The organism is Gemmobacter sp. (assembly GCF_046292685.1).
Classification (GTDB): domain Bacteria; phylum Pseudomonadota; class Alphaproteobacteria; order Rhodobacterales; family Rhodobacteraceae; genus Wagnerdoeblera.
The window spans coordinates 30,290-55,240 of the sequence record NZ_JBKBQM010000009.1; the positions used below are offsets into that span (position 1 = coordinate 30,290).

Genomic DNA, 24,951 nt, shown 5'->3' on the forward strand with positions numbered 1-24,951 from the left:
CCGATCAGGTTTCGCGCACCACATCCTTGTGGATGATGACATCGGCCTGCGGATAGGCCTCGATGATCGCGCGGCGCAGGCCGGCACCGATGGCATGCGCCTCGCGCAGGGTCTGGTCGCCATCGAGTTCGATGTGCAGGTGCACGAAGATCCGGCTGCCGGCGGTGCGGGTCTTCAGGTCGTGCCAGCCGCGCACGCCGGGCCAGCTGCCGGCGATGCGCCCGATGCCCTCGACGATGGCCGGGTCGGCGCGCCGGTCCATCAGCGCATCCCAGGCACCGCGCCCGATGGTCAGCGCCCCGCGCGCCAGCACGACCGCCGCCACCATCGCCACCACCGCATCCAGCTGCCAGACCCCCCACAGGTGCGAGGCCGCCAGCGCCGCAATGGCCCCCAGTGCCGGCAGCAGGTCGGCCATGTAATGCAGACGGTCGGCCGCGATCACGCGGTTGCCGGTCAGCCTGGCCACGCGCCCTTGCCAGGCCACCAGCGCCAGGGTAAGCACGATGGACAGCCCCATCGCCACCAGACCCGGCCCCTCGGACCCCATCCGCGGCGGCTCGGGCGCCACCAGTCGGGCGACGGCCTGCCAGATCAGCCCCGCGGCCACCACCGCCAGGAACAGCGACTGCGCCAGCGCCGTCAGATCCTCCACCGAGGTGTGGCCGAAATGGTGGTCGTCGTCGGCGGGCCGTGCGGCATAACCGATTGCCGCCATCGCGGCCAGCGACATCATCACATCCATCGCCGAATCCGCCAGCGAGGCCGCCACGGACAAGGCCCCGGTGGCCCACAGCGCCCACAGCTTGACCGCCACCAACACCACCGCCACGGTCACCGAAGCGACGGCAGCCGAGCGGTTCAGGGCGTGCAGATCGACATGGGCCATGACACGGCTCCGGCATGGGACAGGAAGGGACGCGCCCCATGCCATGATGCCGCGAGTCGGGCAAGTTTCAATCGAAGGTTTCCTGCGGATCGACGCCCCAGAGCGCGGTTTTCGGCACCCATCCGCGCAAACCGTCGCGGCTGATGCGGCACCAGTCGGGGCGGCATTCGTGAATGCGCGCGATCACGCCGGTTTCGGCCCGGGCCAGCACGGCGGCGCCCGGATCGGGCGCGGATCGCAGCTCGGCCAGATCCTGCACCACCATCGCGGTGCGGGTGGGCGACAGCAGGGCATAGTGCATCCAGCCGCCGACGCCTTCGGCATCCTCGACCCGGCGCCAGTTTTCGTATTCCGCCGTCACCTTCAAAGGCAGCCCGGGGCGCTGGTAGATCCAGTCGACGCGGTGGTCGGCGCCGGGGCCGCGGCGGGCGCGCGCCTCGGCCCCTTTCAGCGACACGTAGCGCGGCAGCGGGCGGCGCGTGACGCAGCCCAGCCCGGGCGGGCAGTCCTTGCCCGCAGGGCGGGCGGCAGCCGGAACCGCGGGCGGTTCCTCGACCGTCTGCGCCGGCGCGACGCCGCCGGCGAACCCTGCCCATGCCATCGTCATCAGCGCGAACATCGCCTGTCGCATCGGGTCTGCCTGTGTTGGGGCGCCACGGGGGCGCGGCCATCCTCGGGGTTTCGCGGTCTTTTTGCCGCGCTGTTGCTCGGGCGCGCTGCGGGGTGCTTGTGCCGGCCGCGCGCTTGCGCCACCTTGCCACCGAAGGCCACGGTTTGGAAGTGCAGGGAGGAAGACCATGCCCGCGAAAAGGCTGAGTGTTGTCGTGACGCGACGGTTGCCCGAGGCGGTCGAGACCCGCATGACCGAACTGTTCGACGTGTCCTTGCGCGACCCCGACGTGCCCATGACCCGCGACGAACTGCTGGCCGCAATGAAGACCGCCGATGTGCTGGTGCCTTGCGTGACCGACCAGATCGACGCCGGCATGCTGGCCCAGGCCGGCGAACGGCTGAAGCTGATCGCCAGCTACGGCGCCGGGGTCGACCATATCGACGTGGCCACCGCGCGCAGTCGCGGGATCATCGTGTCGAACACGCCGGGCGTGTTGTCGGAAGACACCGCCGACATGACCATGGCGTTGATTCTGAGCGTGCTTCGGCGCATTCCGCAAGGCATGGCCGAAATGGCCGGTGGGCAATGGAAAGGCTGGGCGCCGATGGCGAACCTGGGCCACCGCGTGGGCGGGCGACGGCTGGGCATTCTGGGCATGGGGCGCGTGGGCCTGGCGGTGGCGCGGCGGGCGCGGGCGTTCGGCATGCAGATCCATTACCACAACCGCCGCCGGCTGCGCCCCGAAACCGAGGCCGAGGTGGAGGCGACCTACTGGGAAAGCCTCGATCAGATGCTGGCGCGGATGGATGTGATTTCGGTCAACTGCCCGCACACGCCCAGCACGTTCCACCTGCTGAACGCCCGGCGGCTGAAGCTGCTGAAACCGACGGCGGTCATCGTGAACACCAGCCGCGGCGAGGTGATCGACGAAAACGCCCTGGTCCGCGGCCTGAAAGCCGGAGAGATCGGCGGCGCAGGGCTGGACGTTTACGAACACGGGCACGAGGTGAACCCGGCCTTGCGCGAACTGCCCAACGTGGTGCTGCTGCCGCACATGGGTTCGGCCACCATCGAAGGCCGGGTGGAAATGGGCGAAAAGGTGATTCTGAACATCAAGACCTTTGCCGATGGCCACCGCCCGCCGGACCGGGTGGTGCCGGGGCTGCTATAGGCCCTCAGGGGCGCGCGCCGGCCTGTTCGCGCAAGGTCGCCGTGGCGCCGTCGAAGGCCGCCGCCTTTTGCTGCAGGGCCGCCAGCGCCTTTGCCTCGATGTCGGCGCGCAAGGCATCGACCATCTCGGCCAGGTCGCGTTCGAAATCGGCACGGTTGAAATAGGCGTCGATCCGCACCACCGCGCTGTCGACGGCGATCCAGGTCACTACGCCCCCTGCGGCACCGCACAGCACCGCCGCAGGCCCCGCCCAGGAACAGGCCAGCGCCCCGGTGCCGGCGCCGGCCAGAACAGTGCCCATCTTGCCGGCCGCCTTGGCCGCCGATTTCGCGGCAACCTTGGCGGCAAGCTTCTTGGCCACCACTGCCGAGGCCGTCTTGGCCACGCCGGCTGCCACCGCCGTGGTGGCCACCAGATTGACCGGCAGCGTCACCTTGAAGCGGTCTTGCGCATCGGCAATGGCGGCCTGGGTCAAGGGCCCGAAACCGAGGTCGGGGTCGTTCAGCGTGGCGCGCAGCTCGTCCAGCCGGGCTTGCAGCACGGTCGCATACGTTTCGCCCAGCCTCTGGTCCAGTCCGGTCAGTTCGGCCTGCAGCCGGGTTTCGAAGCCAGCGAACATCTTTTCCAGAATCGCCGCCGATGCTTGCCCGAGTGCGGCATTCGCCAGCTCGGTATATTCGCCCGGCACCGAATAATGGAAATCGGCATAGGCCGGAACCGCCGCGTGAACCGGGGCAAAGACCCGGTCCAGGGCAGGCCCCAGATGTTCGGCACGCACCTTGTCCACCGTTTCGGCGGCAGCGTCGGACAGGATCTCCTGCAGCGCGTCGGGTTCGACTTCGACCGCGTGCCGGGCGGGCCCACGCAAGGCGGCCACCGCCAGCGCCAGCAACACCGTTGCGGCCATCAGCAGGATCACGCCCCAGAAGCCGCGGGAAAAACCCTGCGACGGCGCTGCGGTTCGGGTCATCGGATTCTCCCTGCAATGTGGCGCACCAGATCGAGAACCGCGACGAAGCTGCGCACGAAAACCAGCCCGACCAGGGCCGCATCCAGGCTGTAGACCAGCCCCGGCACCGCGGAACCGGCAAAACGGTGCACCAGCCAGAGCTTGAGCGATTCGGCCAGCTGAAACCCGCGCATCAGGGCGGCATCGGCGCCGGATGCGGCCGGCGCGCTGTCCAGCCCGAATTGCAGCGCCTCCAGCAGCCCCATGTCGGCATAGGCGACCGGGTGCTGCACCACTGCCCAGTTGACCCAGGCCAGGATCGGCACGAACACGGCCGCCGGCAGCCAGGTGGCCAGGGCCACCGTCCAGCCCCGCACGTAGGCGGGCCGGAAATGCCGCGCCGCGGTGCCGCCGGCGCCAAGGCAGACCACCCCGCCGGCAAGGCACAGCGCCGCCAGCACCAGCGCCTCGGGCCGGGTCGCCGACAGCGCGGTCCAGGCCATGACCGGCACGGCCACGGCCGCCAGTGCCAGCGCCGCCAGAAGGGCGGCGAACCGCCCTTGCAGCACACCGTTGAGCCAGGATTCGGGCAACAGCGCCGCCGAAAGCCGCGCCCGGTTCAGCGCCAGCCGCTGGGACGCGACCGCCGACACGATCACCAGCGCCAGCCCCAGCAAGGGCAGGCCGGCCAGGCTCGCCTCGGGATAGGTCAGCCGCGAGGCGGCCAGCGGCGCCAGGAATACCGCTGCCGCGGCAACAAGGATCAGAACGGTCGGCACGGCGGTTTCCCCGGAACGGTGCCAGTGACGCGGCAAAGGGCGGCAAAGTCAACCGCCGTGCGGGTTTCGCGCGCGCGCCCTCTTGCCTGCGCGAGGAATCCGGGTAGTTTCGGGTTCCCTGACGGGCCGGTTTCCGCGCGGGGCAAGAACAGGGAGTTCCGGTATGAAATTCAGCATCGAGCGCGCGACGCTTCTGAAAGCCGTGGCACAGGCGCAGTCGGTGGTCGAACGCCGGAACACCATCCCGATTCTGGCCAACGTGCTGATCGAGGCCGAAGGCTCGGGCGTGTCGTTCCGCGCCACCGATCTGGACATCGAGGTGGTGGACAAGGCCGTAGCCCATGTGGACCGCGCCGGGGCGACCACGGTTTCGGCGGTGATGCTGCACGAGATCGTGCGCAAGCTGCCCGATGGCGCGCTGGTCACCCTGACCGACGAGGCGACGCAAGGCCGGCTCGTCATCAACGCCGGGCGATCGACCTTCAACCTCGCCACGCTGCCGCGCGAGGATTTTCCGGTGATGGCCAGCTCGGAATACGTCTCGAACTTCTCGGCGCCGGCCCCGGTGCTGCGCCGGCTGTTCGACAAGGCGAAGTTCGCCATTTCCACCGAGGAAACCCGTTATTACCTGAACGGCGTCTACATGCACACCGCGCAAGGCGAAGGCGGGCCGGTGTTGCGCTGCGTGGCGACCGACGGGCACCGCCTGGCGCGCATCGATGCGCCCCTGCCCGAAGGGGCGCAGGGAATGCCCGGCGTGATCGTGCCGCGCAAGACCGTGGGCGAGCTGCGCAAGCTGCTGGACGACGACGAAGCGCAGATCGCCGTGTCGGTCAGCGAAACCAAGGTGCGGTTCGCAACCCCCGGCGTGACGCTGACCTCGAAGGTGATCGACGGCACCTTCCCGGATTACACCCGCGTCATCCCCACCGCCAACAGCCGGCGCCTGGAAGTGGACGCCGGCGACTTTGCCAAGGCGGTGGACCGGGTGGCAACGGTTTCGTCCGAACGAAGCCGGGCGGTGAAGCTGAGCCTGGACGAGGATCGGCTGGTGCTGTCGGTCAACGCGCCCGATTCGGGGGCGGCCGAGGAGGAACTGGTCGTGGCCTATGGCGACGAGCGGCTGGAAATCGGGTTCAACGCGAAATACCTGCTGGAAATCGCCAGCCAGGTGGACCGCGAGAATGCGGTGTTCCTGTTCAACTCCTCGGGCGACCCGACGCTGATGCGCGAAGGCAACGACAATTCGGCGGTCTATGTCGTGATGCCGATGCGGGTGTGACCCGCGTTGCCGCGGGGGCTGTCTGCCCCCGCACCCCCGAGGATATTTTGGCAAGGTGAAAGCCGGAGACGGCATGTTGACCGAATTGCGCCTTGCCCTGTTCCGGTCGCACCGCGCGGTGCGTCTGGCCTTTGACGGCCGGCCGGTGGCGATCTGGGGGCCGAACGGGGCGGGCAAGACCAATATCCTGGAAGCGGTGTCGTTGCTGTCGCCCGGGCGCGGTCTGCGCGGTGCGGCGGCCGAGGAGATCGGGCGCCGGCCCGATGGCGCAGGCTGGAAGGTGGCGGCGGTGCTGGACGGGCACGAGCTGGAAACCTGGGCCGAGGGGCCGGGGCGGCTGGTGCGCATCGACGGCAAGACGGCCTCGCAGGCGGCGCTGGCAGGGATTGCGCGCGTGGTCTGGCTGGTGCCGGCGATGGATCGGCTGTGGATCGAGGCGCCCGAAGGGCGGCGGCGGTTTCTGGACCGGCTGGCGCTGAGCTTTTTCCCCGGCCATGCGGAAACCGCGCTGGCCTATGAACGCGCGATGCGCGAGCGCAACCGGCTGTTGCGCGACGGGGTCGCGGATGCGGGCTGGTATGGTGCGCTGGAGGCGCGGATGGCCGAGGCGGGGGCGGCACTGACCGCCGCGCGGGCCGCAACGGTGGAGCGGCTGATGGCCGCGCAGGTGGAGGGGGCCTTTCCTGTGGCTGCCTTGTCGCTGGATCCGGGCGAAGGCGCTGCGGATCTGGCCGCGGCGCTGGTGGACGGGCGGCGGCGCGACATGGCCGCGGGGCGCACGCTGGCCGGGCCGCACCGCGCCGACCTGCGCGCGGTCTGGGCGGCCAAGGGCATGGATGCGGCGCTGTGTTCCACCGGCGAGCAGAAGGCGCTGCTGATCGCTCTGGTGCTGGCCAATGCCCGCGCGCTGGCCGCCGAAACCGGCGCCCCGCCCCTGGTGCTGCTGGACGAGGTGGCGGCGCATCTGGACCCGGGGCGGCGCGCGGCGCTGTTTGACACCTTGTGCGGCATGGGGGTGCAGGCCTTTCTGACCGGAACCGAGGAAGCGCTGTTTGACAGTCTGGGCACGCGGGCGCAAAGGATGACGGTCGCCGACGAGGGCGGCGCATCGGTGGTGAGGCCGGCATGACCCCGCAGCGCGTGAGCCTGATCACCGTGGGTCTGGCCGATCGGGCGGCGGCGCGGACATTCTTCGCCCGGCCGGCTTCGGTGGAACATGGGCTGAGCCAGTCGGGGGTGGCGTTCCATCAGTTGCAAGGCGCGGTGCTGGCGCTGTTCGGGCGCGCGGAACTGGCTGCCGATCAGGGGCGCGCGGGGGCCGATCCGGGCGCGGGCGCGGTGACGCTGGCGCAGAACCTTGCCACCGCGGCCGAGGTGGATGCGGCCTTTGCCGCCGCGCTGGCGGCCGGGGGCACGGCGCCGAAGGCCCCGGAACGGGTGTTCCGGGGCGGCTATTCGGGCGATCGGGCCGATCCCGATGGCCATGTCCGGGAGGTTGCGAAGAACGCGTTCTGGCCGCGGGGCGAAGATGGGAGCCTGACCCTGCCATGACTGTGACCCTGCACCAGTTGCTGCTTTACACGCTGGGCATGATCGGCCTGTGGGCCGTGCCCGGCCCGGTCTGGGTGGCGCTGACGGCGCGGGCGCTGTCGGGCGGCATGGCGGGGGCCTGGCCGCTGGCGGTGGGCGTCGCCCTGGGCGATCTGGTCTGGCCGCTTTGCGCCATCCTGGGCCTGGCCTGGGTGCTGTCGCTTTATGGCGATGCGCTGGCGGTGCTGCGCTGGGTGGCGGCAGCGGTGTTCGTGGCCATGGGTGTGCTGTTGATCCGCAAGCCCGCGGCCGCCCCCGGCACCGACAGCCGCCTGACGCGACCCGGCATCTGGGCCGGGTTTTCGGTGGGGGTCGCGGCAGTGATCGGCAACCCCAAGGCCATCCTGTTCTACATGGGGTTTCTGCCGGGGTTCTTCGACCTGAGCCGCGTCACCGCCCCCGACATCGCCGCGATCCTCGCCATTTCCGCGCTGGTGCCGATGCTGGGGAACCTGGGGCTTGCGCTGTTTCTGGACCGGGCGCGGCGGCTGCTGCAAAGCCCTGCGGCGGTGCGGCGGCTGAACATCGGCTCGGGCGTGCTGCTGGTGCTGGTGGGGCTGGTGATCCCGTTCACCTGACCCCAAATATGGTGGCCAAGGCGTGACATTCCCGGGGCTTGCCGCTATAAGTCGCGGGCAACGTGAAGGACAAGGCAGGCATGGCCGAAGCAGCGCGGAAAGCCGATTCGTACGGCGCCGATTCCATCAAGGTTCTCAAAGGGTTGGAGGCGGTGCGCAAACGCCCCGGCATGTACATCGGCGATACCGATGACGGCTCGGGCCTGCACCACATGGTCTACGAGGTGGTGGACAACGGCATCGACGAGGCGCTGGCCGGCCACGCCACCGCGGTGCAGGTGAAGATTCACGCCGATTCCTCGGTTTCGGTGCGCGACAACGGCCGCGGCATTCCGGTGGACATCCACGAGGAAGAAGGCGTCAGCGCCGCCGAGGTCATCATGACCCAGCTGCACGCCGGCGGAAAGTTCAACAACACGGACGAAGGCGGCAACGCCTACAAGGTTTCGGGCGGGTTGCACGGGGTCGGGGTTTCGGTCGTGAACGCGCTGTCCGACTGGCTGGAACTGACGGTCTGGCGCAACGACACCGAATACCGCGCCCGTTTCGAAAACGGCGAATGCGTGGTGCATGTGCATCCGGTCGGCCCGGCGCCGGGCATGCGCGGCACCGAAGTGCGGTTCCTGGCCTCCAGCAAGGTCAACCGGGCGGACGGGACGTTCTCGAACCTCGATTACAGCTTCAAGACGCTGGAAACCCGGCTGCGGGAACTTGCGTTCCTGAACTCGGGCGTGCGCATCATCCTCGAGGACGAGCGCCCGGCCGAACCCTTGCGCACCGAACTGTTCTACGAGGGCGGCGTCAAGGAATTCGTGAAATACCTCGACCGCTCCAAGACGCCGGTCATGCCGGAACCCATCTACATGCTGGGCGAAAAGAACGGCATCGGGGTGGAAGTGGCGATGTGGTGGAACGATACCTACCACGAAAACGTGCTGCCCTTTACCAACAACATCCCGCAGCGCGATGGCGGCACCCATCTGGCCGGGTTCCGCAGCGCGCTGACCCGCACGATCAACGCCTATGCGCAATCCTCGGGCATCGCCAAACGCGAGAAGGTGGATTTCACCGGCGACGACGCGCGCGAAGGGCTGACCTGCGTGCTGTCGGTCAAGGTGCCCGACCCGAAATTCTCCAGCCAGACCAAGGACAAGCTGGTCAGCTCCGAGGTGCGCCCGGCGGTCGAGAACCTGGTGAACGAAAAGCTGGGCGAGTGGTTCGAGGAAAACCCGGGCCCCGCCAAGATCATCGTCGGCAAGATCATCGAGGCCGCGCTGGCGCGCGAGGCCGCGCGCAAGGCGCGCGAGCTGACGCGGCGCAAGACGGCGCTGGACGTGGCGTCGCTGCCGGGCAAGCTGGCCGATTGCCAGGAACGCGACCCGGCAAAGTCGGAGCTTTTCCTGGTAGAGGGCGACAGCGCCGGCGGCAGCGCCAAGCAAGGGCGCAGCCGCGCCAACCAGGCGGTGCTGCCCTTGCGCGGCAAGATCCTGAACGTGGAACGCGCGCGGTTCGACCGGATGCTGGCCAGCCAGGAAATCGGCACGCTGATCACCGCGCTTGGCACCGGGATCGGGCGCGACGAATTCGACATCTCGAAACTGCGCTACCACAAGATCGTCATCATGACCGACGCCGATGTGGATGGCGCGCATATCCGAACGCTGTTGCTGACGTTCTTCTTCCGGCAGATGCCGCAGCTGATCGAAGGCGGCTACCTGTATATTGCGCAGCCGCCGCTCTACAAGGTCAGCCGCGGCAAGTCCGAGGTCTACCTCAAGGATCAGGCCGCGCTGGAAGACTATCTGATCGCCATGGGCACCGAAGGCGCGGTGCTGCGGCTGGGCACCGGCGAGGAGATCGCCGGCGCCGACCTGAACCGGGTGATCGAAGGGGCGCGTCAGTTCCGCCGCATCCTCGATGCCTTTCCGACGCATTATCCGCGCACGATCCTGGAACAGGCCGCCATCGCCGGGGCCTTCGACGCCGGGCAGACCGACCTGCAGGCGATCGCGGACCGGGTGGCAACCCGGCTGGATGCCGTGGCGGTCGAATACGAACGCGGCTGGCAAGGGCGGATCACCCAGGATCACGGCATCCGCCTTGCGCGGGTTCTGCGCGGGGTGGAGGAGATTCGCACCCTCGACGGGGCCGTGCTGCGATCCGGCGAGGCGCGGCGGCTGGCCCAGGTGGCGGCCGGCACCCGCGATGCCTATGGCGCCGGCAGCCGGCTGGTCCGCAAGGACCGCGAGACCCCGATCCAGGGGCCGCTGGACCTGTTGCGCGCCGTGCTGGCCGAAGGCGAAAAGGGCCTGACGCTGCAACGCTACAAGGGCCTGGGCGAGATGAACCCCGAACAGCTGTGGGAAACCACGCTCGACCCCGACGCGCGCACCTTCCTGCAGGTGAAGATCGACGATCTGGCCGAGGCCGACGACATCTTTACCAAGCTGATGGGCGATGTGGTGGAGCCGCGGCGCGAGTTCATCCAGCAGAACGCGCTGAGCGTGGAGCATCTGGATTTCTGATGCGGGCCGAAGGGCCGCCCGGAAAAGGGGGGCGCTGCCCCCCTGCCTGATCGTGGCGCCTTGGCTGGCCTTGCGCCTGCCCCCCGGGATATTTGGGGCAAGGTGAAAGGCAGCGCGGCGCCGCGCGATTCCGCTGCAGGATTTTCGAAAATCCTGTTGCATCTGCTGGCGGCTGACCGCACACTCCGCCCCGAACCCGGAACGGAGGAAGCCATGGCCCGCCCGCACGAGAACCACCGCGAAGATGTCGCCGGCCGCGCGAATGTCGAGGATACGCCGGAACTGCTGGCCTATTACGACGACCTGGACCGTTTCGGTGCCGGGGCGCTGTGGACGGTGGCCAACAAGATCGAACCCTGGGAGCCGAAGTCGACCTCGGTGCCGATGCTGTGGCGCTACAACGACCTGCGCGGGCATGTGCTGCGCTCGGTCGATCTGGTGACCCCGGAAAAGGCCGGGCGGCGGGTGATCTACCTGCGCAATCCGGGCCGCGACGATGTGGCGGCCGCGGTGGGCTGGCTTTACTCGGGCCTTCAGGTCATGCACCCGGGCGAAGCGGCCAGCGCCCACCGGCATTCGGCCTCGGCGGTGCGCTTCATCCTCGAAGGGGCGGGCGCCTATACCGTGGTCGATGGCCACAAGATGACCCTGGGCCGCAACGACTTCGTGCTGACCCCGAACGGCACTTGGCACGAACACGCCGTCGCCGCCGACGGGTCGCCCTCGATCTGGCAGGACTGCCTCGACATTCCTTTCGTCAATGCGATGGAGGCGAACTTCTACGAGGTGCACCCCGACCTGAGCCAGGGGGTTGCCTATACGGTCGACGACATGACCAAGACCTGGGGCAACGCCGGGCTGACGCCTTCGACCCAGTGGTCCAAGCCCTACAGCCCGATGTTCAAATACGAATGGGAGCCGACCTACGAGGCGCTTTGCCGCTATGCCGCCTGCACCGAGGGTTCGCCCTTCGACGGTGTACTGATGGAATACGTGAACCCCGCCACCAACGGCCCCGTCATGCGCACCATGGGCGCCAGCATGCAGATGCTGCGCCCCGGCGAGGCGACCAAGGCCCACCGCCATACCGGCAGCTACCTTTACACCGTCGCCAAAGGGTCGGGATACAGCATCATCAACGGCAAACGCTTTGACTGGACCGAGCGCGACATCTTCTGCGTGCCGTCCTGGGCCTGGCACGAACACGCCAATGCCAGCACCACCGAGGACGCCTGCCTGTTCTGTCTGTCGGACATTCCGGTGATGCGCGCGCTGGGGCTCTACCGCGAACAGGCCTTTGGCGACAACGGCGGCCACCAGCCCATCTTGTGAGGAACCCATGAAACTTGTGACCTACCGCGCCTCGGTCGAGGCGGCGGCCCGCCTTGGTGTCGTCAGCCACGATCACGTGGTCGATGTGGCCCGCCTCGGTGCGGCCTTCGACGAACCGCTGCCCGACTCCATGCTGGGGCTGATCGACTTGGGCAAGCCGGGGCTCGACGCGCTGGCGGCGATTCTGGGCGAATGCGACGGCGTCTTTCCCCCCGGCACGGCCACGCATCAGGCCAATGTCCGCCTGCTGGCGCCCATTCCGCGGCCGCGCAAGAACATCTTCGGCATCGGCCTGAACTATCTGGACCACGTCGCCGAAAGTGCCGCGGCGCTCGATACCTCGGCCGACCTGCCGCGCCAGCCGGTGATCTTTTCCAAGCCGCCGACCGCCGTCATCGGCCCGGGCGAGCCGATCCGCCACGACAAGACCATCACCCGCCAGCTGGACTGGGAGGTGGAACTGGCCGCCATCATCGGCACCACCGCATCGCGGGTGGCGCGGGCCGATGCCTTGTCGCATGTCTTCGGCTATTCGGTGATGATCGACGTTTCGGCCCGCGACAACCGCCGCGCCGGGCAATGGATCGTGTCCAAGGGGATGGACAGTTTCGCCCCCTTCGGCCCCTGCATCGTGACCGCGGACGAAATCGAAAACCCGCAGTCGCTTGACCTGTGGCTGACGGTGAACGGCGTGGAAAAGCAGCGCTCGAACACCGCAAAGATGCTGTTCAAGGTGGACGAGCTGATCGCCGACATTTCCCGTGTCATCACGCTGGAACCCGGCGACATCATCGCCACCGGCACGCCGGAAGGCGTCGGGGCCGGGCGCACCCCGCAGGAATGGCTCTGGCCCGGCGATACCGTGGTGGCCTGCGTCGAAGGCATTGGCACCATCCGCCACCCCGTGATCGACGTCTCGGGGGATTGACGCGCCGTCCTTCTTCATTTTCTGTCCACAAGTATCCCGGGGGTCCGGGGGCAGCGCCCCCGGCGCTCTCGCATCAGGAGCCGCACCATGAACGCCCCCTTCAAGGTCGCCGTCGCCCAGATCGCCTCGATCCCGACCGACAGCCTTGCCACCGCGCGCAAGGCCGCGGCCACCTTGCGCGAGGCGGCCGGCCAGGGCGCGCGGCTGGTGGTGTTTCCCGAAGCATTGATCGGCGGTTACCCCAAGGGCGCCAGCTTCGGCGCGCCGATCGGCATGCGCAAGCCCGAAGGCCGCGAGGCTTTCGCGCGCTACCACGCCGCCGCCATCGACCTTGACGGGCCCGAGGTTGCGGCCCTGACCGAAGCCACCGCCGAAACCGGCGCCTTTGCCGTGGTCGGCGTGATCGAGCGCGACAAGGGCACGCTCTATTGCACGGTGCTGTATTTCGATGGCGCCAAGGGGCTGGTCGGCAAGCACCGCAAGTTGATGCCCACGGCGGGCGAGCGGCTGATCTGGGGCTTTGGCGACGGGTCTACCCTGCCGGTGTTCGAAACCGATTTCGGCACCGTCGGCGCGGTGATCTGCTGGGAAAACTACATGCCGGCGCTGCGGATGCACATGTATCATCAGGGCGTCACCCTGTATTGCGCCCCCACCGCCGACGACCGCGACACCTGGATTGCCACCATGCAGCACATCGCGCTCGAAGGGCGCTGCTTCGTGCTGACCGCCTGCCAGCACATCACCCGCGCCGCCTATGGCCCCGATCACGAAAGCGCCCTGGGCGACGCCCCCGAAACGGTGATGATGCGCGGTGGCTCGGCCATCGTCTCGCCTTTGGGGCGGGTGATTGCGGGGCCGGATTTCTCGGGCGAAACCGTGCTTTACGCCACGCTCGACCCCGCCGACATCGCGCGCGGCAAATACGATTTCGACTGCACCGGGCATTACGCCCGGCCCGATGTCTTCCAGCTGACGGTGGACACCAACCCCAAGCCCGCAGTGCGCAGGGCATGAGGTTCGATTACGACAAGCTGGGCCCGGGCATCGGCTACAAGCTGATGACCGCCACCATCACCCCGCGCCCGATCGCCTGGGTTTCCACGCTGGGCAAGTCCGGTGTGGTCAACGCAGCCCCCTACAGCTTTTTCAACGCGATGGGGCATACGCCGCCCACCCTGGCGCTGGGGCTGCTGGCCGACCCGGCGCGCGGCTACAAGGATACCGCGCGCAATATCCTCGATACCGGGGAATTCGTGGTGAACCTGGTGCCCGAGCGGCTGGCCGAGGCGATGAACCTGACCTGCATCGACGCGCCACCCGACGTATCGGAACTGGACCTCGCCCGGCTGACCCCGGCCCCGAGCACCCATATCCGCGCCCCGCGCATCGCCGAAAGCCCGGTCAGCTTCGAATGCGTGTCGCTTTCGACCATCGTTACCGGGCCGCACCAGACGGTGGTGATCGGCCGGATCCTCGCGGTGCACATCGACGATGCCTATGTCATCGACGGGCCGCGCGGCCATATCGACACGCCGGCGCTGGGGTTGATTGCGCGGATGCATGGCGCGGGCTGGTATGCCCGCAGCACCGACCTGTTCCAGCTCGACCGTCCGGTGTGGCCGCCCAAGACCTGAGCGGCCGCCCCCGGTTCAGACCGTGTGCAGATACAGGTCGTAATCCACATCGGCGATGGTGCGCGCCACCCGGGCATATTCCGCCGCCTTGATCGCGGTAAAGGTGCGGTGCATTTCCTCGCCCAGCGCGGCTTTCAGAAAGGCCGATCCAGTTGCCGCCCGGATCGCCTCGCGCCAGTCGCGGGGAATGGTGTCGGACCCCGGCGCATCATAGCCGTTGCCGGTGACCTCCGGCCCCGGGTCGATGCGGTGCGCAAGCCCATGCCGGATACCCGCCAGCACCGTGGCGCCCACCAGATAGGGGTTGGCGTCCACGCCGGCGGGCCGATGTTCGATCCGCCGGGCCTGGACGTCGCCGGCCGGGATGCGCAGCGCGACCGAGCGGTTGTTGACCCCCCAGGTCGGCGCCACCGGCGCATAGCTTTGCGCGGCAAAGCGACGCCAGCTGTTGGCATGCGGCGCAAAGACCAGCATCGATTCGCCCATCGTCGCAATCAGCCCGCCCAGCGCATGCAGGAGCGTGGGCGACCAGCGGCCTTCTTTGGCCTCGACGAACAGGTTGCGTCCGGCGGGGTCTTGCAGCGAGACGTGAAAATGCATGCCCGAGCCAGCATAATCCTCGACCGGCTTGGCCATGAAGCAGGCGGTCACCCCGTGGCGCCGCGCCTGCATCCGCACGATGCGCTTCAGCCGGAACAGGTCGTCGGCGGCCTGAAGCACATTGGTGCGGTAATGCAGCGTCAGCTCGTATTGCCCGGGGGCATATTCCGAAATCATCGTCTCGGCCTGCACCCCGGCCAGTTCTGCCGCCGCATAAATGTCGGAGAACAGCGGCTGCATGCCGTGCAGGTGATCGACCGAATAGACCTCGGTCTTGCTGGAGGGACGGCCATCCAGCACCGCGCGGGCGGGTTGCACGCGGCCGTTGCCGTCGCGTTCGTTGGCCAGCAGAAAGAATTCCAGCTCGAAGGCGCCGGCGGGGTGCATCCCTTCGGCTTCCATTGCGGCCAGTTGCCGGGCCAGTGCATGCCGCGGGTCCGACCCCATCGGCACGCCGTCCAGCGAATACATCGACATGAACACCTCGGCCCGCGCGGGGTTGGTGCCATGCAACCGCTTCAGCGTGCCCGGCACCGGCCAGGCGCGCAGGTCGCCATCGCCCTGATCCCAGATCAGGCCGGTTTCGTGCACATCCTCGCCGCAGATGTCGAGCCCGAGAATGGAAATCGGCAGATGCCGGCCCGAGCGGTAAAAGGGCAGCAGCTCGTGCCGCCGGATGATCTTGCCGCGCCCGATGCCGTTGGCATCGTGCAGCACGATGTCGATGGCCTCGACATCGGGGTGGGCGGCCAGAAAGGCCTCGGCCTCGGCGACCGAGGAACCGGAAGGAGAGGTGGTCATGGGGTTATCCGAACAATTCCGTCAGCACTTCGTCGAAGGCCGCGATCAGACGATCGATCTGGCGCTTCTTCGTGGCCGGGCTGACCAGCATCATGTTGTGGAACGGCGCGATCAGGCAACCGCGGTTGAGCAGCATGGTGTGCACGACGGCTTCGACCTGCGGCTGGTGCGCCGCCGCCGCCTCGGTGCCGTTGCGCAAGGGGCCCGGCGCGCAGATGAATTCCACCCGCGCACCGACCCGCACCACATGCCAGGGCGCCCCGTGTTTCGACAAGGCGGCGGACAGACCCGCCGCCAACCGTTCGGCCCCCTTTTCCATATGGGCATAGCTTTCCGCCGTCATCACCTCGGCCAGATTGGCGACAAGGCAGGCGAACTGCATCGGGTTGGCCGACAGGGTGGTGCCCATGCCGGAATGGCCGGGGGCGCGCGTGACCTCGTAGTCGGCAAAGCGGGCGGCCACTTCGGGTGTCAGGCCCCAGACGGCAGTGGGCATGCCGCCGGCGACGCATTTTCCGGCGACGAAGATATCGGGCTCCAGCCCGTGCACCCGGGTATAGCCGCCCAGACCCGACGACAGGGTGTGCGTTTCGTCGATAATCAGCAAGGCACCGTGCCGCCGGGTCGCCGCGCGCAAGGCGGCGTGAAACCCGGGTTCGGGCAGCACCATGCAGGAATTGGTCATCACCGGCTCGGTCAGCACGGCGGCGACATCGCCGGCGGCCAGGGCCGCCTCGACCGCGGCCATGTCGTTGAATTCGACACAGACGGCCAGCGCCGACAGGTCGGCCACCTGCCCGACCAGACCGGGGCGATTGACGGTGCGGCCCTGATCCAGCGTGACCATGCAGTCATCGACCGTGCCGTGGTAGCAGCCGTTGAACACCAGAACCTTCGGCCGCCCCGTCACCGCCCGCGCCACGCGCAGGGCAAAACGGTTGGCGTCGGTCGCGGTGGTGGCGATCTGCCAGCGGAAATCGCCGAAGCGTTCGGTCAGCAGTTGCCCGGCCTGAAACGCGGCCTCGGTCGGCAGCATGTAGGTCAGGCCGCGCCGCGCCTGGCGGCGGATGGCGCGGGCCACCGGCGCCGGCGAATGGCCGAACATGCTGCCCGTGTCGCCCAGGCAGAAATCGTCGATGCCGAAACCGTCCAGGTCCTCCAGCCGCGCGCCTTCGGCCTTGGCGACCACCAGCGGAAACGGCATCGGCCAGTCCTTCATCCAGTGCATCGGCACGCGGTCGAGGAAGGGCGCCGCCCCTGCCTCCAGCGCGGCACGGGTTCGGGGGCGCGATGCGGCAAAGCGGCGGGCTTCACGCTCGGCGATCAGGGCGAGGCGCGCCGAGGGCACGCCGGCAACGAGTTCGGGGGCAGACATGAGGCTTCCTTGCGGTTTGCCTTGTCATACCTGCACGGCCGCCGGGCGTCCACACCCTGCCCGGGGGGTCATTCCGCCGGGGTTGCGTGGGCCGGCGGCGCAGCCGACGGGCGCCGGGCAGGCAGTTCGCCCCGGGCGCGGGCCTGTTCCACCACCAGGAAGCACCCGGCACCGATGATGCAGGCCGCGCCGATCAGCGTGCCGAGGGCCGGCACCTCGCCAAAGGCAATCCGCCCGATCCCCACCATCCACAGGAATTGCAGGTTCATCAGCATCATAGCCACATGCGCCCGCAGCCGCAGCAGCGCGGGCACCATCAACCAGCGCGCCAGAAACACGGCGCTGGCATAGGCCGCGACCAACCCGGCATCGGCCAGCGACATCGGTTGCCAGACAAAGGGCAAGGCCGCCCCCATCACCACCACCATCGCCGCATGGGGCCAGAACACCTGCGCCAGCGTGTTCGGCTCTTGCTTGGTCATGCGGCGCATCAGAACCAGCGACAGCGTGCCCGACAGCACCCCGAAGGCCGCCATCAGGTGCCCCCAGCCGATGCCCGCCACCCCTTGCGGAAACAGGAACAACACCCCGCAGGCGCCTGTGGCCAGCGCAACCCAGGCCGCCGGCGCCACAGGCTCGCCCAGCACCGGGCGGGACAGGATGGCGGCCAGCAAGGGCATCATGCCGATGAAGACGAACACCTCAGCCAGCGGCAGATTGGCAAAGGCATGGTAGTAGCTGACCACCGACACCAGCACCAGGACCGTGCGCAAGGCGAGCAGGCGCCCGAACCGCGTCCTCAGCCGCCCGGTCGGGCCAATCGAAGGTGTGGCGCGGTTCATCAGCAGGCTCATCCCGGCGACGACCAGACCGCAGAAGAAATAGAGCTGCGGCGGGGCGAAACTGCCGGTCAGGTGCTTGGTCAGGCCATCGGCCGCCGCCGACACCAGGGTGGTGGACAGCACAAGTCCCACCCCGATTACCACCGCCATATCCCAGCCATCGCGCTTCATGCGGCAAATCCTTTCGGGGTGGCCCGCACGAAGCGGGCAAAGAAGGGTTCGAATGCCGGGGTCGATGCCGCGGCACGGTCGAGAACGGCCAGCGCCGGCACCGACAGCCGCGGTGCCAGGCGCCGCCGCATTACAGGCCAGTCGGGGGTGCGGGCCAGGTCGAGCTCCAGAAGTGCCGCCGAAATCTCGGACAAGGCCGAGGGGCGGCGCGGCGCGGCAAACCCGAGCGTCCCGGCGGGCAAGGTCCGCGCCAGCGGCGCCCCTCCCGCGGCCGCAACCGACCAGGCCGCCATCAGCCAGGCATGATAATCGTCGCGCCCGGCGGCGCCTTCGGCCGGAGCCACGCGGAACGCGGCCAGATCGGCGGCCACGGCATCTTCCCAGGCGGCAGGCGGCGGCGCCCCGCAATAGCGCAGCGCCACGCAGATTTCCGCCAGCAGGTCGGTGTTCTGTTCAAGGCAAGCCACCAGGCCGGCGAAGGACAGGCTTTCGCACAGCCGCTCGGCCCCGTCAAAGGCATGGCGCCCGTAATCGGACAGGTAGAAGGCGATGTGCGTCAGTTCGTAGGCCGCCTTCTTGTTGGGCAGCGCGAAAGTGGCGGCGCGCGACCCGAACCGCAGCAAGCGGTCGGTCAGCGATGCATCCCCCGGCATCGTCAGGCCGACACGCTGCGCGAACAGCCGCGCTTCGGCCCGCTGAAGATCGGACAATTCGGCTTCGGGAAGGCCGTCGGCGATGGCCTGCGCCACCAGCGCATCGGCGCGCAAGCCCGGCAGGCCAAGGGCCACCAGATCCAGCGCGATCGAGAGGTGGAAACGGTAGTATTGCGGAAAGAAGGCCAGCCTGCGTGGCAGGTCGCGCGCCGTGCCGCCGTGGACGCGCGACACCACCTCGGGCGAAGGGCCTTGGCCGGTGGTCACCAGCAGGCGCAGCGCCTCGGCGTTTTCCTTGAGCCAACGGGCATCGTCGGCAGGGTGACGGTGATTCGCAAACAGATCGACCAGCCGTTCCGCACCCGGAACGTGGGCGCGGGTGCGCGCGGTCTGAGGCAGTGCAACGACGTTCGACATGGGTCCGCTCGGCTCCGGTGCTTCCGGCACCCCTCGGTCAGGATACCGGGCCTGTCTTGGCGGGCCGGGTCGCAGGACAAGCCTGCGACCCGTGGCGCCTCAGCGTTCGGACGCCGACGAGAACATCTGCACCGCTTCGCCGCGCTGCAAATCGCGGCCGGCCGGCAGCGATGCCGACGAGAACATCTCGACCGCGTTGCCGCCGGCCATACCGTGCCCCACCGGAGCGGAGGCCGACGAGAACATCTGCACGGCACCGCCATCGGCAAGGTCGAACGCCACCGGCAGCGAGGCGGACGACATCATTTCCACCGCGTCGCCGCAGTTCAGGTCGAAGGCCACCGGCATCGACGCCGACGAGAACATCTCGACAGCTTCGCCGCCGTGCAGGTCGGCGACGCGGGCCAGAGCTTCAGCGTTTTCTTTGATTTTCAGAGCGTTGTTCACAGATATCCCCCAGGATTGGCAAGTTCAGCAAAGAAACGCTAACAACCTGGAGATGATTCGGAAATAGAAATCCACTACCTTTGAGAGATAAAAATGCAAAAACTCGCCCTATGCGCGAATCGCTCGGCCAGCGATGTCAGAAAGAAGCGCCGTTCAGCACCCGCAAGACCGCCTCGGCACCGTTGAGGCCGGTCAGCGCGCGGGTATCGGTCAGGATTTCGGCGTAGTAGGGCACGTTGCGCAACCGCTGCTCGCGCGGTTCGCGCACCCGCATCGCGTTGTAGCCGACCTGATGGTAATAGGCGACGCGCGCGCGGATCTCGGCGGTGTGGCCCTGAAAGCCCAGCGCCAGGAACACACCGCGCAACTGCGCGATGCGGAATGCCTCGACCTCGGCCAGAATCGCGGCGGTACGCGGGGCGTGGTGCGCCCAGTCGCGGATCGCGTTGTCGTAGCCGGGGTCGAACTCGTCCTCCATCACCACCACGCGCACCCAGGCCAGGTATTGCCGCAGGCCTTCGGGGCCGGCGGCCCCGATGGCGCGCGTGAACGGTGCGGTGTTCCGGTCGGCCCAATCGGCGCGCAACGCCTCGTGCAAGGCTTCGAGGTTGCGAAACTGCCAGTAGAACGCGCCGGGCGTGACGTTCATCTCTGCGGCCAGCGCCCGCACGCCCAAGGCGCCGATGCCCCGTTGCACCAGCACCGCACGCGCCGCCGCCACCCAGTCGGCGCGGGTCAACTGGCCGGATCGGCCAACGGGGTCTGGGCGGGGCGAGACGCTGTCCATGCCGCCAAGGCTGCGGCAAAGCGGACAAAGGCGCAAGGGCGGGTTGCAGGGCTTGCCGATACCGCACCGGCGCCGCAGAATGCAGCCCGATCCCGACTGGAAGGAGCCCGGCATGCCCCCCCTGCCCGCCTGCCCCGCAGACCAGAGCCGCAACCGATGGCTGTAGACCCGAAGAAATTCGGCCCGACCCGGGGCGAGCTGTGGTTTCGGTTGGGGTTCAGCCTGTGCGGGCTGGCCTTGCTGGCGGTTGCGGTGGCCCTGCGCGGCTTTCCGGCCGGGCCGGCGATGGTCGAGGTGGGCGGCATTGCCGGCCTGTTCCTCGGGGGCACGGCGATCTGGTCGGCGCGGCGGCTGATCCGGCAGTTGCACCCATGACCGCGCTCGGGCTGGTGGTGCAAGGGCTGGTCTTTGCGGTTTGGGCAGCCCTGGCCTTTCGCACGCTGTTTCGCCTGCGTGCGCGGGCGGTCGCGCAGTCGGGGCAGGCCTTTCCGAGGCTGCGGGCAACCCTTGCGGCCTTCGCCGGCTTCTGGCACGCCCCCGACCATGCCGCCGACCGCAAGGCGATGGGCTGGAGCTCGGCCCTTCTGGCGGTCGTCATGCTGGTGAACCTCGGGGGAAATCCGTGACCGAACGGCAGCGGGCCGAAATTGCCGTGATCGGCGGCGGCGTGGTGGGAATGACGATTGCCTTGCGCCTGGCGCGCGCCGGGCGCGAGGTTGTGCTGATCGAGCCGGGCGTTCCGGGCATGGGTGCAAGCTTCGGCAACGCCGGCACCATCGCCGACTATGCGGTGATGCCTGTGGGCACGCCTTCGGTGCTGCGGTCGCTGCCGTCGCTGCTGTTCGACCGCAACTCTCCGCTGGCGATCCGGCGCGCGGCCATCCTGTCGCTGGCGCCGTGGTTGCTGCGGTTCTTGCGCGAATCGTTGCCGGACCGCGCCCGGGCGAATGCGGCGGCGCTGGCCAACCTGCTGGCCGATACCACGCCGCTGTGGCTGGAACTGGCCGCCGAGGTCGGCGCGACCGATCTGCTGCGCCGCTCTGGCGCGCTTTACGTCTACGACAGCACGCAGGCGGTGCAGGACGCGCGGGCCGACATGGCGGCAAGGCGGGCACTGGGCGTTGCGGTAGAGCTGCTCGACGCCGCCACCCTGGCCACGATGGAGCCGCGGTTGCCGCCCGCGGCGGGGGGCGCGTTCTTTCCGCAGGCGGTCTTTCTTTCCGACCCGGGGCAGATGATGGCGCGACTGGCCGCTGCGGTGGCTGCTGCCGGTGTCGTGCACCTCCAGACCCGGGCCGACCGGCTGGAGCGCGGCCCGCGCGGCGTGCGCCTGACCGGCCCCGGGCTGGATCTGACCGCCACCCGGGTGGTGATCGCCGCCGGCGCCCGGTCGCGCGACCTCGCGCGGCAGGCGGGCGACCGGGTGCCGCTGGACACCGAACGCGGCTATCACCTGGAATGGGACATGGCCGAGCCGCTGCTGGGCCGCCCCTGCTGCCCGACCCGGCTGGGGTTCTACCTGTGCCCGATGGCGGGCCGGCTGCGCGCGGCAGGCACCGTCGAACTGGGCGGGCTGACCGCGCCGCCATCGCCGCACCGGCTCGCGCGGCTGGAACAGGGTGTCCGGTCGGTTTTTCCCGATCTGCCGCCGCCCGACCGCAGCTGGATGGGGTTTCGCCCCTCGATGCCCGACAGTCTGCCGGTGATCGGGCCGTCGCAAGCGGGGGCCGAGGTGATTCATGCCTATGGGCACGGTCATATCGGGGTGACGCTGGCCCCGGCCACCGCGCGGCTGGTCGAGGCGGTGATCGCCGGCAACCATGCCGACCCCGGCCTGTCGCCCTTGTGCCCGGGGCGGTTCTGAATGCGGCTGATGCTGCTGACGACGCTGGCGATGGCGGCCTTTGCCGGCAATTCGCTGCTGAACCGCTGGGCCGTGGGCGCAGGGCATGCCGATGCCTTCGGCTTTGCCGCGCTGCGGGTGGCCTCGGGGGCGCTGATGCTGTGGCTGCTGGTGCGGATGCGCGGGGCCAGCCCCGCGTGGCGGTCGAGCCGGCGGATGCAGGCGGTGGTGGGGCTGGCCGCCTATATGCTGGGGTTCTCGGCCGCCTATCTTGCGCTTGATGCCGGCACCGGGGCGCTGATCCTGTTTGCCACCGTGCAGGTCACCATGTTCACCGGCGCCGCCCTGGCGGCCGAACCGCTGCCGCCGCGGCGCTGGCTGGGCGCCGGGCTGGCGCTGACGGGCCTTGCAGTGCTGCTGTGGCCGGGGGCCGGCGCGGTGCCGGCCGCCCTGCCCGCGCTTGCGATGATGCTGGCCGGGGTGGGCTGGGGCGTCTATTCGCTGGGCGGGCAGCACGAGGCGGACCCGCTGGCCGCCACGGCCGCCAATTTCGCGCTGTGCCTGCCGGTGGTGCTGGTGCCGCTGATGCTCTGGCCGCCGCAGGTCGATGCCGTTGGGCTGGCGCTGGCCGTGGCCTCGGGGGCGGTCACCTCGGGCCTGGGCTATGCGCTGTGGTTCGCCGTATTGCCGGCGCTGGGGGCGGGGCGGGCCGCAGTGGCACAACTGGGGGTGCCGGTGCTGGCCATGCTGGGCGGCGCCGCCATTCTGGCCGAGCCGCCCAGCATGGCCGCGATTCTGGCCGCAGCCGTGGTGCTGGGCGGGGTGGCGCTGGGGCTGCGGCGCTGACGCGCGGTGCTTCAGCCTGCGAGGCGCCGCGCGATGATCCATGCCACCGGCAGCGCCAGCACGAACCCGGATGCTGCCGCCAGCAAAATGGCCTTCAGAGTGACAAACCCTGCGGTCAGCGCCACCACCACACCGCTGCCCATCAACGCGGTGGACACCAGCGAAAACATCAGCCCGAACAAGCGCGGCATCTCAACCCCCCGAATGGAACCGGCCGCGACTGTAGAACCCGCGCGCACAGCCGCCATGATCGGGATCAAGTCGGCGGCGCGACGTCAGGCACCAAGCCGGCGCAGCGCATCCTTCAGCCGGGCGGTCTTGGGCCCCGCGGCATCCCAGGCCAACTGCCCTTGCCAGAAGGCGAACAGGATCGCGGCGGCCTCTCGGCCTTTCGGCCCGTCGCCCAACCGCGCGGCAAGCCCCGACTCGATGCTGCGGCGCCATTCGGCCGCGCGGGCCGGGTCGGCCGCGACCGGCGCGGGGCCCTGCGCCGACAGCGCCTTGAGCAACCCGATCGCCCCCTTCGCCGTCATCGGCGCCTCGGCCAGGGCGGCGGCGGTTGCGGCCTCGATCTCGTCCCAGGCGCCCTTGCGGGCGTCAGCGATCATGCCCGCCACGCTGCCGTGCCGTTCGGCCAGCGAGCTTGCCGCCAACCCGGCCCGCGCAGCGACGGCCGAAAAGGTCACCGCCTTTTCGCCGCCTGTGCGGATCAGCGCCAGGACGGCCTGATGCACCACGGTATCGGGAACGCTGCGAGGTCTGGCCATGCGCGCAGCATAGCGCAAGCCGCACGCCGCGAAAGGGGGATCAGCGCCGCGGCGGCCGCGCCTTGTAGACCGGCAGCCGCCAGCCGAAGGCCAGCGACCCGGCGCGCAAGGCCAGCGTCACCCCTGCGCAGATCAGCAGCGCCACCGGCTCGGGCTGGCCGGCCTGCAAGGCCAGCAGCGCCGCCCCGGCGCCGGCCAGCGCGCAGGTGACGTAAAGCTCGCCTTGCTTGAGCACCAGCGGCACCTCGTTGCACACCACGTCGCGCATCAGCCCGCCCATGCAGCCGGTGACGATGCCGGTGACCAGCACGATCGGCCAGGGCTGGCCCAGCCCCAGCGCCACGCCGGTGCCCGCCGGCACCGCAACCGCCAGCGCGCAGGCATCGAGCCAGGCCAGCGTGCGGATGCGGCTTTCCAGCAGATGCGCGGTCAGGAACACCAGCACCGCGGCGCTGGACGCGACGCCCAGATACAGCGGTTCGGCCACCCAGATCACCTTGCGGTCCAGCAGCAGGTCGCGCAGCGTGCCGCCGCCCACCGCCGTCAGGCAGGCGACGAAGACAAAACCCACGATATCCAGCTGCGCCCGGCTGGCGGCCAGCGCCCCGGTCAGCGCAAAGACAAAGACCGAGGCCAGATCCAGCGCCTGAACCAGCGTCATTGCGGCTTTCCGCGCTTGTGCGGCGCCATGCCGGCCCGGGCCAAAGCGTCGGCGCGTTCGTTTTCGGCATGCCCGGCATGGCCCTTGATCCAGCGCCAGGTCACCTGATGGCGCGCCTGCGCGGCATCCAGGCGTTGCCACAGGTCCATGTTCTTGACCGGCTTGTTGTCGGCGGTGCGCCAGCCGTTGCGCTTCCAGCCGTGGATCCAGCCGGTGACGCCGTTCTTCACATAGGCGCTGTCGGTCACCAGCGTGATCGCCGAAGGCCGGCCCAGGCTTTCCAGCGCCGAAATGGCCGCCATCAGTTCCATGCGGTTGTTGGTGGTTTCGGGCTCGCCACCGCTCAGCTCGCGTTCCTTCAGCGTCGCCTCGCCCTCGCGCGCCACCAGCAGCACGCCCCAGCCCCCGGGGCCCGGGTTGCCGGAACAGGCACCGTCGGTATAGGCGAAAAGCTCGGGCATCGGGCCT

28 protein-coding genes are annotated in these 24,951 nt (G+C 69.1%); 14 read left to right on the forward strand and 14 right to left on the reverse strand.

Annotated elements, in window-relative coordinates; translation table 11 throughout:
• Positions 1 to 4: 4 nt before the first annotated feature.
• Positions 5 to 889, reverse strand: a complete 885-nt coding sequence (locus tag ACK4S2_RS04085; protein WP_409620586.1) for a cation diffusion facilitator family transporter — start codon at positions 887 to 889, stop codon at positions 5 to 7.
• 67 nt (positions 890 to 956) lie between these two features.
• Positions 957 to 1,520 (reverse strand): SH3 domain-containing protein, encoded by a 564-nt coding sequence (locus tag ACK4S2_RS04090; RefSeq protein WP_409620588.1) that lies wholly within the window; start codon positions 1,518 to 1,520, stop codon positions 957 to 959.
• A 166-nt stretch (positions 1,521 to 1,686) separates the two neighbouring features.
• Here ACK4S2_RS04090 and ACK4S2_RS04095 point away from each other — a divergent pair, with 166 nt between their 5' ends.
• Positions 1,687 to 2,673: a 2-hydroxyacid dehydrogenase gene (locus ACK4S2_RS04095; RefSeq protein WP_409620590.1), complete on the forward strand. Its 987-nt coding sequence runs from the start codon at positions 1,687 to 1,689 to the stop codon at positions 2,671 to 2,673.
• Between the two features lie 4 nt (positions 2,674 to 2,677).
• Here the strand turns inward: ACK4S2_RS04095 and ACK4S2_RS04100 are convergent, their stop codons facing one another.
• Positions 2,678 to 3,643 (reverse strand): hypothetical protein, encoded by a 966-nt coding sequence (locus ACK4S2_RS04100; RefSeq protein ID WP_409620592.1) that lies wholly within the window; start codon positions 3,641 to 3,643, stop codon positions 2,678 to 2,680.
• Positions 3,640 to 4,401, reverse strand: coding sequence for a hypothetical protein (locus ACK4S2_RS04105; RefSeq protein WP_409620593.1), 762 nt, complete (start codon positions 4,399 to 4,401; stop codon positions 3,640 to 3,642). The genes ACK4S2_RS04100 and ACK4S2_RS04105 overlap by 4 nt, the downstream gene beginning before the upstream one ends.
• Positions 4,402 to 4,564: 163 nt before the next feature.
• Here ACK4S2_RS04105 and dnaN point away from each other — a divergent pair, with 163 nt between their 5' ends.
• From dnaN to ACK4S2_RS04150, 9 genes are all read left to right on the forward strand, one after another.
• Entirely contained in the window at positions 4,565 to 5,683 is a 1,119-nt protein-coding gene (gene dnaN / locus ACK4S2_RS04110) for a DNA polymerase III subunit beta (RefSeq protein ID WP_409620595.1), read from the forward strand.
• A 73-nt stretch (positions 5,684 to 5,756) separates the two neighbouring features.
• A complete protein-coding gene (gene recF, locus ACK4S2_RS04115) occupies positions 5,757 to 6,812 on the forward strand; it encodes a DNA replication/repair protein RecF (protein WP_409620597.1) in 1,056 nt (351 codons plus the stop codon).
• A complete protein-coding gene (locus ACK4S2_RS04120; RefSeq protein ID WP_409620599.1) occupies positions 6,809 to 7,234 on the forward strand; it encodes a VOC family protein in 426 nt (141 codons plus the stop codon). The genes recF and ACK4S2_RS04120 overlap by 4 nt, the downstream gene beginning before the upstream one ends.
• Positions 7,231 to 7,851 carry a LysE family translocator gene (locus ACK4S2_RS04125; RefSeq protein ID WP_409620601.1) on the forward strand — a complete coding sequence of 207 codons (621 nt, stop codon included), beginning with the start codon at positions 7,231 to 7,233 and terminating at the stop codon, positions 7,849 to 7,851. Before ACK4S2_RS04120 ends, ACK4S2_RS04125 begins: the two co-directional genes overlap by 4 nt.
• Before the next feature lie 80 nt (positions 7,852 to 7,931).
• Complete coding sequence (gene gyrB / locus ACK4S2_RS04130; RefSeq protein WP_409620603.1) at positions 7,932 to 10,376, forward strand: DNA topoisomerase (ATP-hydrolyzing) subunit B; 2,445 nt, start codon at positions 7,932 to 7,934, stop codon at positions 10,374 to 10,376.
• Positions 10,377 to 10,589: 213 nt separating this feature from the next.
• Positions 10,590 to 11,708, forward strand: coding sequence for a cupin domain-containing protein (locus tag ACK4S2_RS04135; RefSeq protein WP_409620605.1), 1,119 nt, complete (start codon positions 10,590 to 10,592; stop codon positions 11,706 to 11,708).
• Positions 11,709 to 11,715: 7 nt separating this feature from the next.
• On the forward strand, positions 11,716 to 12,636 hold the full coding sequence (locus tag ACK4S2_RS04140) for a fumarylacetoacetate hydrolase family protein (RefSeq protein WP_409620607.1): 921 nt from the start codon (positions 11,716 to 11,718) through the stop codon (positions 12,634 to 12,636).
• A gap of 87 nt (positions 12,637 to 12,723) precedes the next feature.
• Entirely contained in the window at positions 12,724 to 13,653 is a 930-nt protein-coding gene (locus ACK4S2_RS04145) for a carbon-nitrogen hydrolase family protein (RefSeq protein WP_409620609.1), read from the forward strand.
• Positions 13,650 to 14,273 carry a flavin reductase family protein gene (locus ACK4S2_RS04150; RefSeq protein ID WP_409620611.1) on the forward strand — a complete coding sequence of 208 codons (624 nt, stop codon included), beginning with the start codon at positions 13,650 to 13,652 and terminating at the stop codon, positions 14,271 to 14,273. Before ACK4S2_RS04145 ends, ACK4S2_RS04150 begins: the two co-directional genes overlap by 4 nt.
• Positions 14,274 to 14,288: 15 nt before the next feature.
• Here the strand turns inward: ACK4S2_RS04150 and ACK4S2_RS04155 are convergent, their stop codons facing one another.
• The 6 genes from ACK4S2_RS04155 to ACK4S2_RS04180 form a co-directional block, all read right to left on the reverse strand.
• On the reverse strand, positions 14,289 to 15,674 hold the full coding sequence (locus ACK4S2_RS04155) for a glutamine synthetase family protein (RefSeq protein ID WP_409620613.1): 1,386 nt from the start codon (positions 15,672 to 15,674) through the stop codon (positions 14,289 to 14,291).
• Positions 15,675 to 15,678: 4 nt separating this feature from the next.
• The gene (locus ACK4S2_RS04160; RefSeq protein ID WP_409620615.1) at positions 15,679 to 17,049 is read right to left on the reverse strand and encodes an aspartate aminotransferase family protein; all 1,371 of its coding nucleotides are present in this window, start codon (positions 17,047 to 17,049) and stop codon (positions 15,679 to 15,681) included.
• 68 nt (positions 17,050 to 17,117) lie between these two features.
• Complete coding sequence (locus ACK4S2_RS04165; protein WP_409620617.1) at positions 17,118 to 18,062, reverse strand: DMT family transporter; 945 nt, start codon at positions 18,060 to 18,062, stop codon at positions 17,118 to 17,120.
• Positions 18,059 to 19,132, reverse strand: a complete 1,074-nt coding sequence (locus tag ACK4S2_RS04170) for a DUF6902 family protein (RefSeq protein WP_409620619.1) — start codon at positions 19,130 to 19,132, stop codon at positions 18,059 to 18,061. The genes ACK4S2_RS04165 and ACK4S2_RS04170 overlap by 4 nt, the downstream gene beginning before the upstream one ends.
• 99 nt (positions 19,133 to 19,231) lie before the next feature.
• Positions 19,232 to 19,579 carry a hypothetical protein gene (locus tag ACK4S2_RS04175; protein ID WP_409620621.1) on the reverse strand — a complete coding sequence of 116 codons (348 nt, stop codon included), beginning with the start codon at positions 19,577 to 19,579 and terminating at the stop codon, positions 19,232 to 19,234.
• A gap of 136 nt (positions 19,580 to 19,715) precedes the next feature.
• Entirely contained in the window at positions 19,716 to 20,318 is a 603-nt protein-coding gene (locus ACK4S2_RS04180) for a TetR/AcrR family transcriptional regulator (RefSeq protein ID WP_409620623.1), read from the reverse strand.
• Positions 20,319 to 20,522: 204 nt separating this feature from the next.
• Here ACK4S2_RS04180 and ACK4S2_RS04185 point away from each other — a divergent pair, with 204 nt between their 5' ends.
• Genes ACK4S2_RS04185 through ACK4S2_RS04200 form a run of 4 tightly spaced genes read left to right on the forward strand, consistent with a single transcriptional unit; the run spans position 20,523 to position 23,055 of the window.
• Positions 20,523 to 20,741: a hypothetical protein gene (locus tag ACK4S2_RS04185; RefSeq protein ID WP_409620625.1), complete on the forward strand. Its 219-nt coding sequence runs from the start codon at positions 20,523 to 20,525 to the stop codon at positions 20,739 to 20,741.
• Entirely contained in the window at positions 20,738 to 20,992 is a 255-nt protein-coding gene (locus ACK4S2_RS04190) for a hypothetical protein (RefSeq protein WP_409620626.1), read from the forward strand. The genes ACK4S2_RS04185 and ACK4S2_RS04190 overlap by 4 nt, the downstream gene beginning before the upstream one ends.
• Positions 20,989 to 22,230, forward strand: coding sequence for an NAD(P)/FAD-dependent oxidoreductase (locus ACK4S2_RS04195; RefSeq protein WP_409620628.1), 1,242 nt, complete (start codon positions 20,989 to 20,991; stop codon positions 22,228 to 22,230). The genes ACK4S2_RS04190 and ACK4S2_RS04195 overlap by 4 nt, the downstream gene beginning before the upstream one ends.
• The gene (locus ACK4S2_RS04200; protein ID WP_409620630.1) at positions 22,231 to 23,055 is read left to right on the forward strand and encodes a DMT family transporter; all 825 of its coding nucleotides are present in this window, start codon (positions 22,231 to 22,233) and stop codon (positions 23,053 to 23,055) included. It abuts the gene before it with no gap.
• An 11-nt stretch (positions 23,056 to 23,066) separates the two neighbouring features.
• On the opposite strand, the gene ACK4S2_RS04205 is transcribed toward ACK4S2_RS04200, so the two are convergent.
• From ACK4S2_RS04205 to rnhA, 4 genes are all read right to left on the reverse strand, one after another.
• Positions 23,067 to 23,246 carry a CTP synthetase gene (locus ACK4S2_RS04205; RefSeq protein ID WP_409620632.1) on the reverse strand — a complete coding sequence of 60 codons (180 nt, stop codon included), beginning with the start codon at positions 23,244 to 23,246 and terminating at the stop codon, positions 23,067 to 23,069.
• Between the two features lie 84 nt (positions 23,247 to 23,330).
• Entirely contained in the window at positions 23,331 to 23,822 is a 492-nt protein-coding gene (locus ACK4S2_RS04210) for a transcriptional regulator (RefSeq protein WP_409620634.1), read from the reverse strand.
• Between the two features lie 40 nt (positions 23,823 to 23,862).
• The gene (locus ACK4S2_RS04215) at positions 23,863 to 24,483 is read right to left on the reverse strand and encodes a trimeric intracellular cation channel family protein (RefSeq protein ID WP_409620636.1); all 621 of its coding nucleotides are present in this window, start codon (positions 24,481 to 24,483) and stop codon (positions 23,863 to 23,865) included.
• Positions 24,480 to 24,944 (reverse strand): ribonuclease HI, encoded by a 465-nt coding sequence (rnhA, locus tag ACK4S2_RS04220; protein WP_409620638.1) that lies wholly within the window; start codon positions 24,942 to 24,944, stop codon positions 24,480 to 24,482. The genes ACK4S2_RS04215 and rnhA overlap by 4 nt, the downstream gene beginning before the upstream one ends.
• Positions 24,945 to 24,951: the final 7 nt, after the last annotated feature.